Origin of the sequence: Nocardiopsis aegyptia (genome assembly GCF_013410755.1) — a bacterium.
GTDB lineage: Bacteria > Actinomycetota > Actinomycetes > Streptosporangiales > Streptosporangiaceae > Nocardiopsis > Nocardiopsis aegyptia.
In genome coordinates this window covers 303,542-317,707 of the sequence record NZ_JACCFS010000001.1, presented here as the reverse complement: position 1 = coordinate 317,707, position 14,166 = coordinate 303,542, and the positions used below count along the sequence as shown (strand labels likewise).

The following is a 14,166-nucleotide window of genomic DNA, read 5'->3' as shown; positions in this document are numbered from 1 at the left end:
GCTGGATCTGCCTCGAACGCCGTCGCGTCCGTCGCGCCCGACGCGTCAGTCGACGGAGTGGAAGCGAATGACGATGTGGTCCTCCTCGGCCCGGGCCAGGCCGACGAAGACCGTCTCGGCCAGCCAGCGGTGCGCGGGGGCGTCGGTGCGGAACACCGGGCTGGTCCGGAAGTAGACGCCCGACTCGGCGACCTTCAGTTCGCCGTCGAACTGGTCCGGGCACGGGCGGCCCTCGTGGTAGTAGCCCCGGTTGACGATGTCGATGACGGCGCCGTCGTCGGCCTGCACCAGGTAGCGCGCCTCCAGCGCGCACACGTCGCCACGGGTGTCGGACCAGTCGCCGCCGCCGGCCAGGACGGTGCCGTTCAGCCGCGGGCCGTGCACGGTGCCGCCGGTGATGGGGGTGAACTCGGTGCGCTCGCCGTCGCCGTGGCCGACGTGCAGGGGTTCGGAGACCCGGGCCCGGATCTCGAAGGCGAAGGTCAGTGCGGGTGTGAAGGTCATCGGATCGTTCCGTTCCCGGGGGCGCCACTCGCGGCGCGGGCCGGAGTGCGCTGGTTTATACAACAGTGTTGTATGACAACATTGCAGGACCGTACCCCGCCCGTCAACCCAGCAAAGGTCCCAGCCATGCCGATCGAGGTGGACGAGGCCCGGCGTCTCGACGAGATCGCCGCCGCCACCATTGAGGTCGCCCGCGAACGCGGCGTCCGCTCCGTCACCATCCGTGCCGTCGCCGAACGCCTCGGCGGGTCGACGGCCATGATCACCAACTACCTCTCCAACCGCTCCGACCTCATGCTCAACGCCCTGCGCAGGGCGGAGGGCGACTGGACGCGCGACCTGGAGGGCGAACTCGACGGTGTCCCCGCCGAGGAGCGGCTCGGCGCGGCCGCCCGGTGGATGTGCACCACCGAACGCGACGACGAGGTCCTGCGGCGGCTGCGGATGGAGATCGCCGCCGCCGGTCCCAGTGCCGGTTCGGCCATCGAGGAGGACCGGCGCGCCACCTCGCGCCGCCACCACGAGGAGCTGGCCGCGCTCGCCGGCGAGGCGGGCGCGGGGGACCCCGCGCTGAGCGCGGACATCCTCCACCTGCTCTTTCGCGGCTACTGGCTGTCCACGTTGGAGGATCCCGAGGTCTGGTCCGCCGAGCGCGGAACCCGCGCCGCGCTGGCCGTCATCGACCTGCTGCGGGGCGGGTCGGCGCAGGCCTCCGGTGGGGGCTGAACAGGCCCCGGGGGTTCGTGGGGGTTGACAGCGTGCCCGGGTGAGGCGCAAGCTCTCCATGAGATACAACGCTGTTGTATGACAGTGTCTTATCTCGGTGTGCCGTGCCGGACCGGCCCGGCACACCGCCATCCCCCCAGCCTCCGACCGCTCCGGACGCGCCCCGACGAGGACGCGACGGCGGCCGGGACGTCCTTCGAAGAGGTGCGCTCATGCGACCATCAGACCGAACGGAACCGTGGTGGCGGCTCAGCGCCACCGAACTCGCCGCGGCCATCCGAGGCCGCGAGGTCTCGGCCGTCGAGGTGGTGCGCTCCCACCTCGACCGCGTCGAGGAGGCCAACGGAGACCTGGCGGCGCTGGCCGAGGTCCGGCCGGACGAGGCCCTCGACCAGGCCCGCCGTGCCGACCGCGCGGTCGCCGCGGGCGAGCGCCTGGGCCCGCTGCACGGCGTCCCGGTCTCCACCAAGATCAACACCGACCAGCGGGGCCACGCCACCAGCAACGGCGTCCGCGCCTTCGCCGACCGGCCCGCGGAGCGGGACGCCGCCTGCGTCGCCACCCTGCGCGAGGCGGGCGCCGTCCTGCTCGGGCGCAGCAACGCCCCCGCCTTCTCCCTGCGCTGGTTCTCCACCAACGACCTGCACGGACGCACGCTCAACCCCTGGGACCACGACCACACGCCCGGTGGGTCCAGCGGGGGCGCGGCCAGCGCGCTGGCCGCCGGCATGACCGCCCTGGCCCAGGGCAACGACATCGGCGGGTCCATCCGCTTCCCGGCGGCCTGCTGCGGGGTCGTCGGGGTGCGGCCCACGGTAGGCCGGATCCCGGACTGGGCTCCGCCCGTCCACACCGACACCCCTCGCGGGCCGGTCGAGATGGACCTGCCGCCCACGGTCCAGGCCTGGGCCGTCCAGGGGCCCCTCGCCCGTACGGTGGCCGACGCCCGCCTGGCCCTGGACGCGATGAGCGCGCCCGACCTGCGCCACCCGTTCGGCGTCCCCGCGATCCCGGCCCGCCGCGCCCGCGACACCCGACCCGTCGAGGTGCACGTCGTCCGGGGCATCGGCACCGCCGCCAACCACCCGGCCGTCGACGCGGCCCTGACCGACGCCGCCGCCCGGCTGTCCGAGGCCGGGTACGCGGTGGAGGAGGTGGACGACGCCCCGCTGCTGCGGGAGGCCGCCCGCCTGTGGTCGCTGCTGCTCACCGAGGACACCCGGTCCCTGCTCCCCGTGGTCGAGCGGTTCGGCGACGACGCGATCCGCACCGCACTGGAGATGCACTTCGCGGTCGCCGCGACGGTGTGGGGCGAGCCGTCCCTGCGGACCTACATCGACGGATGGGCCCGGCGCGGGACCCTCGTCACCCGCCTCCAGGAACTCCTGGGCTCCGACCGGCTCGTGCTCACCCCGGTGTGCGCGGAACCGCCCTTCGAACAGGACGCCGACCAGGGCGGGCTGGAGCGCGCGGCACAGATGTTCGCCGCGATGTGGCCGATGACCAGCGTGCCCGTCCTCGGCTTCCCGGCCGTCACGGTCCCCGTGACCATCGCCGACGGCCTGCCCGTGGGAGTCCAGCTCATCGGCGGACGCTTCGAGGAAGACCTCGTCCTGGACGCGGCCGAGGCCGTCGAGTCCCGCGGCGACCGCCGCCATCCCTGGTCCTGAGCGGGCGGCGCACACGTAGCGCCGAACGACCACCGGCCGCGGACCCGCCGAGCGACCACCGCCCGGGCCCCCGCGGACCCGCCGCACCACCGCCACCCGCTCCCGGATCCGACCCGATCCGCCGAGCCACCACCGCGACGCGCGCCAGGAGCACCACTCCCGCTCCGGCCCCGCGGCACCACCACCGAACGCCCCGGCGCCCTCCGCCATGCCCTGTGGACACCGAACGTCCCCCGCGCCGCGCGGAGCCGACCACCGATCCAAGGACCCGCCCCATGCCACGTCCACGCCCGGCCGCGCTCGCCGCGGCCCTCCTCACCACCTGCACCCTCGCCGCGTGCGCCGACGGCGGAGAGCCGACCGCAGAGGAGGCGGCCGCCCCGCGACCGACCACCTCCGTGCCCGCCGCCACCCAGGACGTCGACACCGTCACCTGGAACGTCCCCAGCGGCGAACCACCCGTCCTGGACCCGGCGCACGCCGCTATCGACTCGGTCAGCACGATCACCGCCAACATGTGCGAGGGCCTGTTCACCTTCGGGCCCGACTACGAACCCGAACCCGCGCTGGCCACCGGCGTCCGCCGGCCCGACCCGCTCACCTACGTCTTCGACCTGCGCGAGGACGCCGAGTTCTGGAACGGGGACCCGGTCACCGCCGAGGACGTCGTCCACAGCGTCGAGCGCGTCCTGGACCCCGGGCTCGGCTCGCCCTGGGCCGGCTGGGCCGCCCGGCTGGACGGCGTCGAGGCCACCGGCGACCACGAGGTCACCGTCACCATGGCCGAGCCGGACGTGCTCGCCGCGAACTTCTTCGCCACGCCCGCCTTCCAGGTCGTGCAGCGGGACTTCGCCGAGTCGGCCGGATCCGACTTCGGCACCGCGTCCGGCGGCCTGATGTGCACCGGCCCCTACCGGTTCGACCACTGGTCGCAGGGCGAGGAGATCACCCTGGTCCGTAACGACGACTGGTGGAACACCGAGGACCGGGCCCGCGTGCAGACCCTGCGCTTCACGTTCGTCACCGACCCCTACGCCCAGGCCGCCGCCCTGTCCAGCGGCGACGCGGACGGCCAGTTCGGCGTTCCGCGCGCGGCCCACGCACAGCTCGCCGCCGAGGGCAGCATGCTCTACGGCGAGAGCCTGGCGCCCACGTTCCTGGCCGTCCTCGACCAGGACGGCGCCCTCGCCGACATCGCCACCCGGCGGGCCCTGCGGTCGGTGATCGACTACGAGGGCATCGTCGGCTCCGTCTACGAGGGGGCCGCGCAGCCGCTGCGGGCGCTGGTGCCGCCGGCGGCGTGGGGCTACGCCCGGGACGAGTACCAGCAGGCCTACGACGCCCTTCCCGCACCCGTCCAGGACATCGACGCGGCACTGGAGCAGGCCGGACGCTCCACCACGGCCGAGGAGACGATCGTGCTGGCCTACACCACGGCGATCGAGGAGGAGACGCGGATCGCCACCGCGATCGCCGACGCGGCCGCCCAGGCGAGCCTGCACGTGGAACTCAAGCCCCTGACCGCCGAGCAGTTCGGTGCCGTCTTCTCCTCCGAGGAGGCGCGCGAGGGCATCGACGTGTTCCTGACCACCGGCTACCTCGACTTCCCCGAGCCGCTGGCGTACTACCAGTACTTCACCACCGGCAACTTCTACAACTTCTCCGGCTACAGCAACGAGGAGTACGACGCCGCCGTCGCCGCCGCGATGTCCGAGGAGGACCCCGCCGCCCGCGCCCAGCAGGTGGTCCGGGCCCAGTCGATCATGGCCGAGGACCTGGTCACCATCCCCGTCGCCACCCAGTACGTCAACGTCTACTACGGCCCCGACCTGGCCGGCCTCGTCCCGCGGCAGAACCACCTCTACACCCCGTGGGCCGTCGAACTGGGCGGTCGGTGACCATGGCACGCGCACTCACCGCCTGGATCACCCGCCGCGCCCTGGGCGCCCTCGTCACCGTCCTGGCCGCCTCCGTGCTCATCCACCTGTCCCTGCGGCTGGTCCCCGGCGACCCCGTCCTGGCACTGACGGCCGGACGGCGCCTGACCCCCGAACAGCTGGCGGCCGTACGCGAGGCCTACGGACTTGACCAGGGGCCGGTGCAGAGCTACCTCGGATGGATCGGCGGCGCCCTGCGGCTGGACCTGGGGGCCTCACTGCACTACCAGACCGGCGTCAGCACCCTCATCGCCGACCGGCTCGACGTGTCCGTCCCGCTCGTCCTGTACGCGGCGGCCCTGTCCGTGCTGTGCGGCACGGGTGTGGCCCTCGTGTCGGCGGTCCGGGGCGGCGCGGTCGACCGGATCGCGGGCCTGCTGGCCGCCACCACCACCGCCACACCGCCGTTCGTGGCCGCCATCCTGCTGCTGGCGACCTTCTCCGTCGGCCTGGGCTGGTTCCCCGCCACCGGCGCCGGAACGGGCTTCCTCGACCGGCTGTGGCACCTGACCCTGCCCGCCGCCGCCATGGCGATCGCCGTCTTCGGTGTGCTCGCCCGGGTCGGCAACGCCGCCTTCGCCGCCGAGCTGCGCCGCGAGCACGTGGAGGTCGCCCGCAGCCGCGGGGTCGGCGGCGCCGCCGTCGTGCGCAGACACGTCGTGCGGGGCGCCCTGCCACCGCTGCTCACGGTCATCGGCGTGCTGCTGGCCGGGCTGTTCGTCGGCACCGCCGTGGTCGAGACCGCGTTCGGCCTGGACGGGGTCGGATCCCTGCTCGTCAGCTCCGTGACCCGGCGGGACATCCCCGTCGTCCAGGGCGTCGCCCTCATCGCGGTCGTCCTGTTCGTCCTGGTCAACACACTCGTCGACCTCGCACTGACCTTCATCGACCCCCGCGTCACCGTGGGAGGGATCGCGCGATGACACTGACCGTCCCCGCCCTGCGGGCCCGCGCCGCGCGCAGGCGCCGGCACCGCCCGACCGGCGTCCGCCTCGCCGCCGCGTTCCTGCTCGTGGTCGCCGGCACCGGGCTGCTGGCCCCCGTGATCGCGCCGCACTCACCGGACGCCACGAGCCTGATGAACTCCCTGGCCCCGCCGGGCACCCCCGGGCACTGGCTGGGCACCGACTCCACCGGCCGCGACGTCCTCACCCGGGTCGTGTACGGAGCCCGGCTGTCGCTGCTGGCGCCCCTGGGCGTGGTCCTGCTGTCCGCCGTGCTGGGCGTCGCGACCGGCCTGGTCGCCGCCCGGGCCGGAGGGCGCGTGGACGCCGTGCTCTCCCGCTGCATGGACATCGTCTTCGCCTTCCCCAGCCTGCTGCTGGCCATGATCGCCGTGGCGGTCTTCGGGCCGGGCCTGGCCGCGCCCGTGTGCGCCCTGGCCGTCAGCTACGCGCCCTTCCTCGGCCGCATCGTGCGCAGCGTGGCGCTCCAGGAGGGCGCGCGCCCCTACATGGAGGCCTACCGGGTGATGGGCTTCGGAGAGCTGTGGGTGACCCTGCGCCACCTGCTGCCCAACGTCGCCCCGGTGCTCATCGCGCAGGGCACGCTCTCCTTCGGCTACGCGCTGGTGGACCTGGCGTCACTGTCCTACCTCGGACTCGGCGTCCGGCCGCCCGACGCCGACTGGGGATCCATGATCAGCCAGGCCCAGAGCGCCATCCTCCAGGGGGCGCCGTGGAGCGGCCTCGTGCCCGGCCTGGCCGTTCTCCTGACCGTCGTGAGCGTCAACGTCATCGGCGAGCACGTGGGCGGGTCCATCTCCGGCCACGGAAAAGAGGAGACATGAGCGTGCTCGAACAGCACACGACCACCCGGGACGCCCTCGCCGTCGAAGGGCTGGGCCTGACCGTCGCCGCGCGCGAGGGCGTCCTGCCCCTGCTCGCCGACGTCACCGTCCGCGTGGGCCGGGGCGAGACCGTCGGCCTGGTCGGCGAGTCCGGCTCGGGCAAGACCCTCACGGCCCGCAGCGCGTTGGGGATGCTGCCCCGGGGTGCCCGCGCGACCGGACGGGTCACCGCCGCCGGGGTCGACGTGCTCGCCGCTGGGCGCACGGACCTGCGCGACCTGCGGCGGACCCGGGTGTCCATGGTCTTCCAGGACCCGCGGGCCGCCATCAACCCGCTGCGCCGCGTCGGCGACCACCTGACCGAGGGCCTGCGCGCCGGGGGTACGCCCCCGCGTGAGGCGGCGCGGCGCGCCCGCGACCTGCTCGAACAGGTCGGCATCGACGACCCGGCGGGCGCGATGCGGCGCCACCCGCACCAGTTCTCCGGCGGGATGCTCCAGCGGATCATGATCGCCGGAGCCCTGTCCACCGAACCCGAACTGCTCCTGGCCGACGAGCCCACGACCGCCCTGGACGTCACCACCCAGGCCGAGGTGGTCGGGGTCCTGCGCGCACTCCAGCGGACCCACGGCACCGGGCTGCTGTTCGTCACGCACGACCTCGACCTGGCCGCCGCCGTGTGCGACCGGATCTACGTCATGTACGCCGGACGCATCGTCGAGGAGGCCGACAGCGCCTCGTTCGCCGTGGCACCCGCCCATCCCTACACCCGGGCGCTCCTCGACGCGAGCCCGTCCGTGCACGGCGACCAGGGTCCGCCGCGCGCCATCGGCGGGCGCCCCCGGTCACTCGCCGAAGCCCCCTCGGGCTGCTCCTTCCGCGACCGCTGCCCGCGCGCCGACCACGACTGCGCCCTGGGCGTGCCCGCCCCACGACCGCACGGGACCTCCCGCGTCGCGTGCCTGCGACCGGAACAGGTGAAGCCATGACCGCGCCCGTCCTCACGGTGACGTCCCTGGTCAAGAAGTTCGGCCGGGTCACCGCCGTCGACGGCGTCAGCTTCGAGCTGGCGCCCGGCGCCTCCCTCGGCATCGTCGGGGAGTCCGGATCCGGTAAGACGACCACCGCCCGCGTCCTCGCGGGGCTGGAGGAACCGACCTCGGGCGAGGTCACGGTCGCCGGCGAGCACCTGCGCGGACGCTCGCGCCGGGCACGGCTGCGACGCGCCCGCCGGCTCCAGATGATCTTCCAGGACCCCTACGGCTCCTTCGACCCGCGCCTGACCGTCGCCGAGTCCGTCGCCGAGCCCCTGCGGCTGCACGCGCCGGGACCGGTCGCCGACGTGCGGGCCCGCGTCGACGCGCTCCTGGACCAGGTCGGGCTCAGCCGGCGGGCGGGGGAGTCCCGGCCGCGCGCGCTGTCCGGCGGCCAGCGCCAGCGGGCCGCGATCGCCCGGGCGCTCGCCGTGGCACCCCGCGTGCTGGTCCTGGACGAGGCGGTGGCCGCACTCGACGTCTCGGTCCAGGCCCAGATCCTGGCCCTGCTCGACGACCTCCGCCGGGAGACCGGCATCTCCTACGTGTTCGTCAGCCACGACCTGGCGGTCGTGCGCCACGCCACCGAACACGCCGTCGTCATGCGCCACGGACGCATCGTCGAACGCGGCCCGACGGAACAGATCCTGCGCGAGCCCCGGCACCCCTACACCCGCCTGCTGATCGACTCGGTCCCCCGGCCGGGCTGGGACCTCGAACGCCTGGCCCGCGACCGCCGCGCCCTCGACGCGCTCTGACCCCTGCGCCACCCCCGCCCCACCCCCACCGACACCACCCCACGCGAACCACGGAGGCACCACGTGCTGACCATCGAGCGGACGGGTCCGGCTGCCGTGCCGCCGGACGCCGCCGAGATCACGGTCCCCATGCGGGACGGCGTCCTGCTGGCGGCCGACCTCTACCGGACCGGGGACCGCGCGCCCGCGCCCGTCGTCCTGGTCCGGCTGCCCTACGACAAGGACGGCGCCTACTGCTTCATGCCCGACATCGCCCGCCGCTTCCGCGCGCGCGGCTACACCGTGGTCGTCCAGGACGTGCGCGGCAAGTTCCGCTCCGAGGGCGCCACCGAGTTCGCCGTCCACGAGGTCGACGACGGCCACGACACCATCGAGTGGATCACCCGCCAGCCCTGGTGCGACGGCGACGTCCTCATGTGGGGCGACTCCTACTACGGGTACACGGCCATCGCGGCGGCCATGAGCGGCCACCCCGCGCTCAGGGCGATCGCGCCGCGGGTGACCGGCTCCCAGCTCTCGACGGTCCTGGACCACGGCGACGGCACCGGCGACGTCGAACAGACCAGCCGCAAGTTCTACTTCGCCACCCACTACGTCGACGCCGACCGCTACGAGTGGGAGCCCGACTGGAGCCGGCGCCCGCTCACAGCGGCGTTCGAGGCGTTTTTCGACCGGCTCGGGCGGCGCTCGGCCGCCTTCGACGACGAGTTCGGCGGCGACCCGCGGTTCGTGCCGCCGGGGCTCAAGACCCTGCTGGCGAGCCCTCCGGTGCCGGCGCTGTACACGATCGGATGGTTCGACAACTGCGCCGTGTGGTCCTGGAACGACGTGCGCGCCCTCTCCCGCGACCCCGGGTGGGCCCCGCACCTGTACCTGCGCCTGGAGGCCATCGACCACGAGAACCACTGGCTGGGCGACGCGCCCCTCGCTCCCGGCGACGACCACGCCACCGACCCCGGCGCCCGGGAGCGCCTGCTGCCCCGCTACGTCGACCCCGCCATCGCGTTCTTCGACGCCGTCCTGGGCCGCGCCGGCGACCTGGCGGCGCTGCCGCGGGTGCGCTACGAGGTCTGCCACGGCGCGTGGCACGAGAGCGACGCCTGGCCGCCCGCGCACGCCTCGGACCTGGAGTACCACCTGTCCGCCGAAGGCCCCGTCCCACGGCTGGCCGTCGAACCCGATCCCGAACCCCGTCCGCTGCGGTGGGTCTGCGACCCCTCCGATCCCGTGCCCTCCCCGGGCGCGAACCCCTTCGCCGCCCTCGCCGACCGGGCCGACCTGAGCGCCGCCGCCGAGCGCCCGGACGTGCTGCGCTTCACCGGGCCCGCCGCCGAGCGCGACACCGACCTCGTCGGCACAGCCACCGTGCACCTGCCCCTGCGGGCCGGCGCCGGAGCCACGGTCCACGCACGGCTGCTGGACACCGCGCCCGACGGCGGCGCCGTGCTCATCGCCCGGGGGCAGCTGCGGCTCGACGTGCCCTTCGACGGCGAACCGGTCGTCGTGGACCTGTTGGAGGTCGCCTACCGGCTCCGGGCCGGGCACCGCCTGGCCCTGGACCTCATGGGCGGCGACTTCCCCGACTACGTCCCCGAGGGCCGCGGGAACGACCCGTGGACGGCCCAGGCCGGGCCGCCGACCGCTCGGGAGACGACGGTGGGCGGCCCGTCCGGCGCCCGCCTGCACATCGGCCGCCGACAGCCGGAGGAACTGCGCCGGACCGGCACCCGGGCGGCCCCGGGCGCGCCGGGGTAGGGCGCGCAGCCGGTCCGCGCTGACACCGACCGGCAGGGCCGTGGGCCACGCCTCAGCGCTCCAGGAGGCCCTCCACCACGTCCACCAGGTCGGCGCCGCAGACGTCGGCGGGCTCGAACACCTGGGGGAAGAGCCCCTCCAGGTGCGCGGACCACCCGGTGGTCAGGCCCGCGCGGCGGGCGCCGTCCACGTCCCACGCGTGCGCCGCCACCAGGGCCAGGCGTGCGCGCGGGACCCCGCAGACCTCGGCGGCGTGCAGGTAGGGCTCGGGCGCGGGCTTCCAACGGCGCACCTCGTCCGCGGAGATCACGCGCTCCACGTGGGCGTCCAGACCCGTCCGGCCCAGGAGCGCACCGGTCGTGTCCGCGGAGCCGTTGGTGAGCGCCACCACGCGCGGGCCCGCCGTCCGGGCGAGCCGAAGCGCCGCGGCGGCCTCGGGGCGCGGCTCCAGTTCGGCGATCGAGCCGACCAGGTCCCGCACGGTCGGCTCGGTGAGGCGGTGGCCGTCGACGTCCAGCAGGGCGCCCACGGCCACCTCCGTGAAGGGCCGGTGCCCGCCGCCGGCGGAGAGGGCGAACCCGTTGCGCAGTGTCCGCTCGAACCAGAGCCGCACCGTGCCCGGCGCCAGTCCGGCCGCGGTGAACCGCGCCTCCAGAGGAGCGATCGGGAACAGGGTCTCCATCACGTCGAAGGCGATCACCAGAGGGCGTTGACGCTCGTCCATACCGACACCCTTCCCCTTCGCCGCCTCCTGCGCGACCAGGCGCGCGGGAGCCGCCGGAACCGCGGCAGCCTCCGGAGACGGCGGTCAGCGGATCCGGGCGCCGTAGACGTGGTCGACCGGCATCGTCATCAGCACCCGGCGGTCCGAGACCATCACCGACCGGTACTCCGCCCAGTCCGGGTGCTCTCCGGCCGCCGCCCGGTAGTACGCGACCAGGGCGTCGACCTCGGGCCCGTCCGGGTCGGCCCCCGGCCCGGTGAGCGTCACCGTGCCCTCGGCGGTCGCCCACGACCCGCCGTCGGCGCTGGTGACCTCCAGCGCGGCCCGGGGATCGCGGCGCAGGTTGGCGGTCTTGGCCCGCCCCTCGGTCATCGACACGTACAGGGTCTCCGACTCGCGGTCGTAGAACGGCATGACGGGGGAGAGCTGGGGGCGGCCGTCGGACTTGATGGTCGCCAGGACGCCGAGCCGGCTCCCGGCGAGCAGGGCGCGCGGATCGAACGGTGCGGTGGTCATGTCAGGGTCCTCTTCCTGTTCGGCTGCCGGCAGCTCACGACCGTACTCCCGAAGGGGTGCGGAACAACTCGATCAACGCCGTGTAGCCCTCCCCGCCGTGCCCGTCGGCCACCGCCCGGCCGGCGAGCGCCCGCAGGTACCGGGGGAGGTCGGCGTTGACGCCGTGGGCCTCGCTCGACGTCAGATTCACCAGGCCCCCGGCCGCCCAGTTCCCCGTCCAGTGGGGCGAGCAGTTCGTCCACGGCTTGGTGGTCGGTCACGCACACGACCACGAGCGGGGAGGCGGAGACGGCCGCCCCGACCGAGGCGGCGAGCAGCGCCGTCACGGGGGCGGGGGCGGCGTCAGGACTCCGCATCGAGTTCTCCCTCGGGTGGCGGGTGGTTCTGACAGAATCCTGAACGTTCATACCGGTGTGAAGGTCAAGTGGATCGAGGGGATCCGTGTGCTGATCGGAGAGCTGGCCAGGCGGACCGGAGTCAACGCCCACCAGTTGCGCTACTACGAGGCCCAGGGCCTGCTCGAACCCGGCCGCGGCTCCAATGGCTACCGCGAGTACGCCGACGACGCGGTCCTGACCGTCACCCAGATCCGCAAACTGCTCGGAGCCGGGCTCTCCACACAGGAGATCGCCTACCTGCTCCCGTGCGTCACCGGCGAGACACCCGACCTGGAGCCCTGCACCGAACTCCTGGACACGTTGCGCGCCCGGCTGAGCGGACTGGACGAGCACATCGACACACTCGACCGCTCCCGCCGGACCCTGCGCGAGTACCTCGGCGCCACGGAGCGGCGCGTACGCGCCGGGGCATCCTAAGCTGGCACCATGTCCGACTGGCGAGCACGCGCCGTGCGCAGGGGCAAGATGCCGTTCACCCGCTCTCCGCGGCGACCCGGCGGTCCCGACCCGGGTCCGGGACCGGAACCCGCTCCCGAGTGGGCGATGGACCCCCGGGCCACCGACGGGCCCTTCCCCGCCGAGGCGCCCCTGGAGCACAGCGTCGTGGACGCCGCGCTCTACCGCGACGGGCACCGGGTGCGCACGCCGGAGAGCCTGGAGGAGATCTACCGGCGGCTGCCCGACACACGCGGGTCGACCATGGCCTGGATCGGCCTGTACCGGCCGGCCGAGGCCCAGCTCCAGGCGGCGGCCGACCAGTTCAACCTGCACGAGCTCGCCGTGGAGGACGCCATCGTCGCCCACCAGCGGCCCAAGCTGGAACGGTACGGCGACACCCTCTTCGTGGTCCTGCGCGCGGCCCGCTACGTCGACGAGACCGAGGAGGTCGAGTTCGGGGAGATCCACCTCTTCGTCGGCCGCGACTTCGTGCTCACGGTGCGGCACGCCGACGTCCCCGACCTGGCGGCGGTCCGCCGCCGGCTGGAGGACGACCCCGACCTCCTGGCCCGGGGGCCGGAGTCCGTGCTGTACGCGGTCCTGGACGCCGTCGTCGACGGGTACGCCCCGGTGATCGCCGGGCTGCAGCACGACGTCGACGAGATCGAGACCGAGGTCTTCGGCGGCGACCCCCGCGTCTCCCGCCGCATCTACGAGCTCTCCCGCGAGGTGATCGAGTTCCAGCGCGCCACCCGGCCGCTGCTGCGCATCACCGACGACCTGACCGCGGGGTTCGAGAAGTACGGCACCGACGAGGAACTGCGACGCAAGCTGCGCGACGTCGCCGACCACGCCACCACCGCCGCCGAACGGGTCGACGGCTTCCGGCAGATGCTGCAGAACATCCTGGCCGTCAACGCCACGCTCGTCTCCCAGGCCCAGAACGAGGAGATGAAGCTCCTGGCCGAGGCGGGCCACTCACAGAACAACGAGCTCAAGCGGATCTCGTCGTGGGCGGCCATCCTCTTCGCGCCCACCCTGATCGGCACCGTCTACGGCATGAACTTCGACCGGATGCCCGAACTCGACTGGGTCTTCGGCTACCCGTTCTCGCTCGGCCTGATGGCCCTGGTGTGCGTGTGCCTGTACGTGGTGTTCAAACGCCGCGACTGGCTCTGAGCCGGCGCCCTCGACGGCTCCCCCGATGCAGTCCCTGACGACGGCGCCGTTCAGTTCCCGGCGCCCCCGACGGCGGACCGGAGCAGGACCTCCAGCTCCACCGTGACGTCGTCCAGGGGGCCGATGTCGCGCTGGGCGCGGCACAGGGCCACCGTTCCCTCCACCGACGCCACGACCAGGGCGGCCAGCCGCGCAGCGCGGGCGGGCTCGGCCCCGTGCTCGCGCAGGGACGCGGCGAGCAGTTCCTGCCAGCCGGTGAGCACCTCCGCGGCCGCGGCCAGCGCCTCCGACGCGCCGTCGCGGGGCGGTTCCTCCACCGCCACGGCCAGCACCGGGCAGCCCGCCCGGAAGTCGCTGTCGATCACCGTGCGCCGCCACTCCCGCAGGAACGCCCGCAGCCCCGCGACCGGGCCCGCCCGCAGCTCCTCGGCCAGGCCGTGGCCCACGACCACCCCGGCGAAGCGCACGGCCTCCGCGGCCAACTGCTGCTTGCCGCGCGGAAAGTAGTGGTACGTCGAACCCAGGGGCGTCCCGCTGTGCGCGGCCAGCTCCCGCACCGACGTGGCCGCCAGACCGCGGCGCCGGATCATGTCGGCCGCCCCGGCGACCATGCGTCCGCGGGCGTCCGCGCCCTCCCTCACCATGGGCGCTCCCCCTTCCCGGCCGCTCGGGCCGTCGCACCGACACAGATTACCGTGGGCACGCCGACGCCCGACGCCGTACTCTTCGGTCCGTGGG

Annotated in this window: 15 protein-coding genes; 10 read left to right on the top strand and 5 right to left on the bottom strand. The window is 74.2% G+C overall.

Annotated elements, in window-relative coordinates:
- Positions 1-45 precede the first annotated feature (45 nt).
- The gene (locus HNR10_RS01450; RefSeq protein ID WP_179820220.1) at positions 46-504 is read right to left on the bottom strand and encodes a DUF3237 domain-containing protein; all 459 of its coding nucleotides are present in this window, start codon (positions 502-504) and stop codon (positions 46-48) included.
- Between the two features lie 126 nt (positions 505-630).
- Between HNR10_RS01450 and HNR10_RS01445 the strand changes: the two genes are divergently transcribed.
- The 8 genes from HNR10_RS01445 (at position 631) to HNR10_RS01410 (ending at position 10,173) form a co-directional block, all read left to right on the top strand.
- On the top strand, positions 631-1,230 hold the full coding sequence (locus HNR10_RS01445; protein WP_179820218.1) for a TetR/AcrR family transcriptional regulator: 600 nt from the start codon (positions 631-633) through the stop codon (positions 1,228-1,230).
- Between the two features lie 212 nt (positions 1,231-1,442).
- Positions 1,443-2,900 (top strand): amidase, encoded by a 1,458-nt coding sequence (locus HNR10_RS01440; protein WP_179820217.1) that lies wholly within the window; start codon positions 1,443-1,445, stop codon positions 2,898-2,900.
- A gap of 275 nt (positions 2,901-3,175) precedes the next feature.
- Entirely contained in the window at positions 3,176-4,798 is a 1,623-nt protein-coding gene (locus HNR10_RS01435) for an ABC transporter substrate-binding protein (RefSeq protein WP_179820215.1), read from the top strand.
- Positions 4,799-4,800: 2 nt separating this feature from the next.
- The gene (locus HNR10_RS01430; protein WP_179820213.1) at positions 4,801-5,760 is read left to right on the top strand and encodes an ABC transporter permease; all 960 of its coding nucleotides are present in this window, start codon (positions 4,801-4,803) and stop codon (positions 5,758-5,760) included.
- Positions 5,757-6,626, top strand: coding sequence for an ABC transporter permease (locus HNR10_RS01425; protein ID WP_179820212.1), 870 nt, complete (start codon positions 5,757-5,759; stop codon positions 6,624-6,626). The genes HNR10_RS01430 and HNR10_RS01425 overlap by 4 nt, the downstream gene beginning before the upstream one ends.
- Positions 6,623-7,615: an ABC transporter ATP-binding protein gene (locus HNR10_RS01420; RefSeq protein ID WP_179820210.1), complete on the top strand. Its 993-nt coding sequence runs from the start codon at positions 6,623-6,625 to the stop codon at positions 7,613-7,615. Before HNR10_RS01425 ends, HNR10_RS01420 begins: the two co-directional genes overlap by 4 nt.
- Entirely contained in the window at positions 7,612-8,418 is an 807-nt protein-coding gene (locus HNR10_RS01415) for an ABC transporter ATP-binding protein (protein WP_179820208.1), read from the top strand. Before HNR10_RS01420 ends, HNR10_RS01415 begins: the two co-directional genes overlap by 4 nt.
- Before the next feature lie 63 nt (positions 8,419-8,481).
- On the top strand, positions 8,482-10,173 hold the full coding sequence (locus tag HNR10_RS01410; RefSeq protein ID WP_179820206.1) for a CocE/NonD family hydrolase: 1,692 nt from the start codon (positions 8,482-8,484) through the stop codon (positions 10,171-10,173).
- Positions 10,174-10,225: 52 nt separating this feature from the next.
- Here HNR10_RS01410 and HNR10_RS01405 read toward each other — a convergent pair whose 3' ends face one another.
- The 3 genes from HNR10_RS01405 to HNR10_RS01395 all read right to left on the bottom strand — a co-directional run bounded on the left by HNR10_RS01405 (position 10,226) and on the right by HNR10_RS01395 (position 11,603).
- Positions 10,226-10,897 (bottom strand): HAD-IA family hydrolase, encoded by a 672-nt coding sequence (locus tag HNR10_RS01405; RefSeq protein WP_179820205.1) that lies wholly within the window; start codon positions 10,895-10,897, stop codon positions 10,226-10,228.
- 84 nt (positions 10,898-10,981) lie between these two features.
- Positions 10,982-11,413, bottom strand: a complete 432-nt coding sequence (locus HNR10_RS01400; protein WP_179820202.1) for a PPOX class F420-dependent oxidoreductase — start codon at positions 11,411-11,413, stop codon at positions 10,982-10,984.
- A 34-nt stretch (positions 11,414-11,447) separates the two neighbouring features.
- Positions 11,448-11,603: an imine reductase family protein gene (locus HNR10_RS01395; protein WP_179820200.1), complete on the bottom strand. Its 156-nt coding sequence runs from the start codon at positions 11,601-11,603 to the stop codon at positions 11,448-11,450.
- 223 nt (positions 11,604-11,826) lie between these two features.
- On the opposite strand from HNR10_RS01395, the gene HNR10_RS01390 reads away from it, so the two are divergent.
- Both HNR10_RS01390 and HNR10_RS01385 read left to right on the top strand, forming a co-directional pair.
- Positions 11,827-12,228 (top strand): MerR family transcriptional regulator, encoded by a 402-nt coding sequence (locus HNR10_RS01390; RefSeq protein ID WP_376769721.1) that lies wholly within the window; start codon positions 11,827-11,829, stop codon positions 12,226-12,228.
- A gap of 9 nt (positions 12,229-12,237) precedes the next feature.
- Complete coding sequence (locus tag HNR10_RS01385) at positions 12,238-13,428, top strand: magnesium and cobalt transport protein CorA (protein ID WP_179820198.1); 1,191 nt, start codon at positions 12,238-12,240, stop codon at positions 13,426-13,428.
- Between the two features lie 50 nt (positions 13,429-13,478).
- Here HNR10_RS01385 and HNR10_RS01380 read toward each other — a convergent pair whose 3' ends face one another.
- Positions 13,479-14,072, bottom strand: a complete 594-nt coding sequence (locus HNR10_RS01380; protein WP_179820196.1) for a TetR/AcrR family transcriptional regulator — start codon at positions 14,070-14,072, stop codon at positions 13,479-13,481.
- Positions 14,073-14,166 lie beyond the last annotated feature (94 nt).

What these genes read in the sequence shown, in the direction of transcription:
- HNR10_RS01450 (WP_179820220.1), bottom strand. Translation starts at nt 504, where the DNA reads ATGACCTTCACACCCGCACTGACCTTCGCCTTCGAGATCCGGGCCCGG.
- HNR10_RS01445 (WP_179820218.1), top strand. Translation starts at nt 631, where the DNA reads ATGCCGATCGAGGTGGACGAGGCCCGGCGTCTCGACGAGATCGCCGCC.
- HNR10_RS01440 (WP_179820217.1), top strand. Translation starts at nt 1,443, where the DNA reads ATGCGACCATCAGACCGAACGGAACCGTGGTGGCGGCTCAGCGCCACC.
- HNR10_RS01435 (WP_179820215.1), top strand. Translation starts at nt 3,176, where the DNA reads ATGCCACGTCCACGCCCGGCCGCGCTCGCCGCGGCCCTCCTCACCACC.
- HNR10_RS01430 (WP_179820213.1), top strand. Translation starts at nt 4,801, where the DNA reads ATGGCACGCGCACTCACCGCCTGGATCACCCGCCGCGCCCTGGGCGCC.
- HNR10_RS01425 (WP_179820212.1), top strand. Translation starts at nt 5,757, where the DNA reads ATGACACTGACCGTCCCCGCCCTGCGGGCCCGCGCCGCGCGCAGGCGC.
- HNR10_RS01420 (WP_179820210.1), top strand. Translation starts at nt 6,623, where the DNA reads ATGAGCGTGCTCGAACAGCACACGACCACCCGGGACGCCCTCGCCGTC.
- HNR10_RS01415 (WP_179820208.1), top strand. Translation starts at nt 7,612, where the DNA reads ATGACCGCGCCCGTCCTCACGGTGACGTCCCTGGTCAAGAAGTTCGGC.
- HNR10_RS01405 (WP_179820205.1), bottom strand. Translation starts at nt 10,897, where the DNA reads ATGGACGAGCGTCAACGCCCTCTGGTGATCGCCTTCGACGTGATGGAG.
- HNR10_RS01400 (WP_179820202.1), bottom strand. Translation starts at nt 11,413, where the DNA reads ATGACCACCGCACCGTTCGATCCGCGCGCCCTGCTCGCCGGGAGCCGG.
- HNR10_RS01385 (WP_179820198.1), top strand. Translation starts at nt 12,238, where the DNA reads ATGTCCGACTGGCGAGCACGCGCCGTGCGCAGGGGCAAGATGCCGTTC.
- HNR10_RS01380 (WP_179820196.1), bottom strand. Translation starts at nt 14,072, where the DNA reads ATGGTGAGGGAGGGCGCGGACGCCCGCGGACGCATGGTCGCCGGGGCG.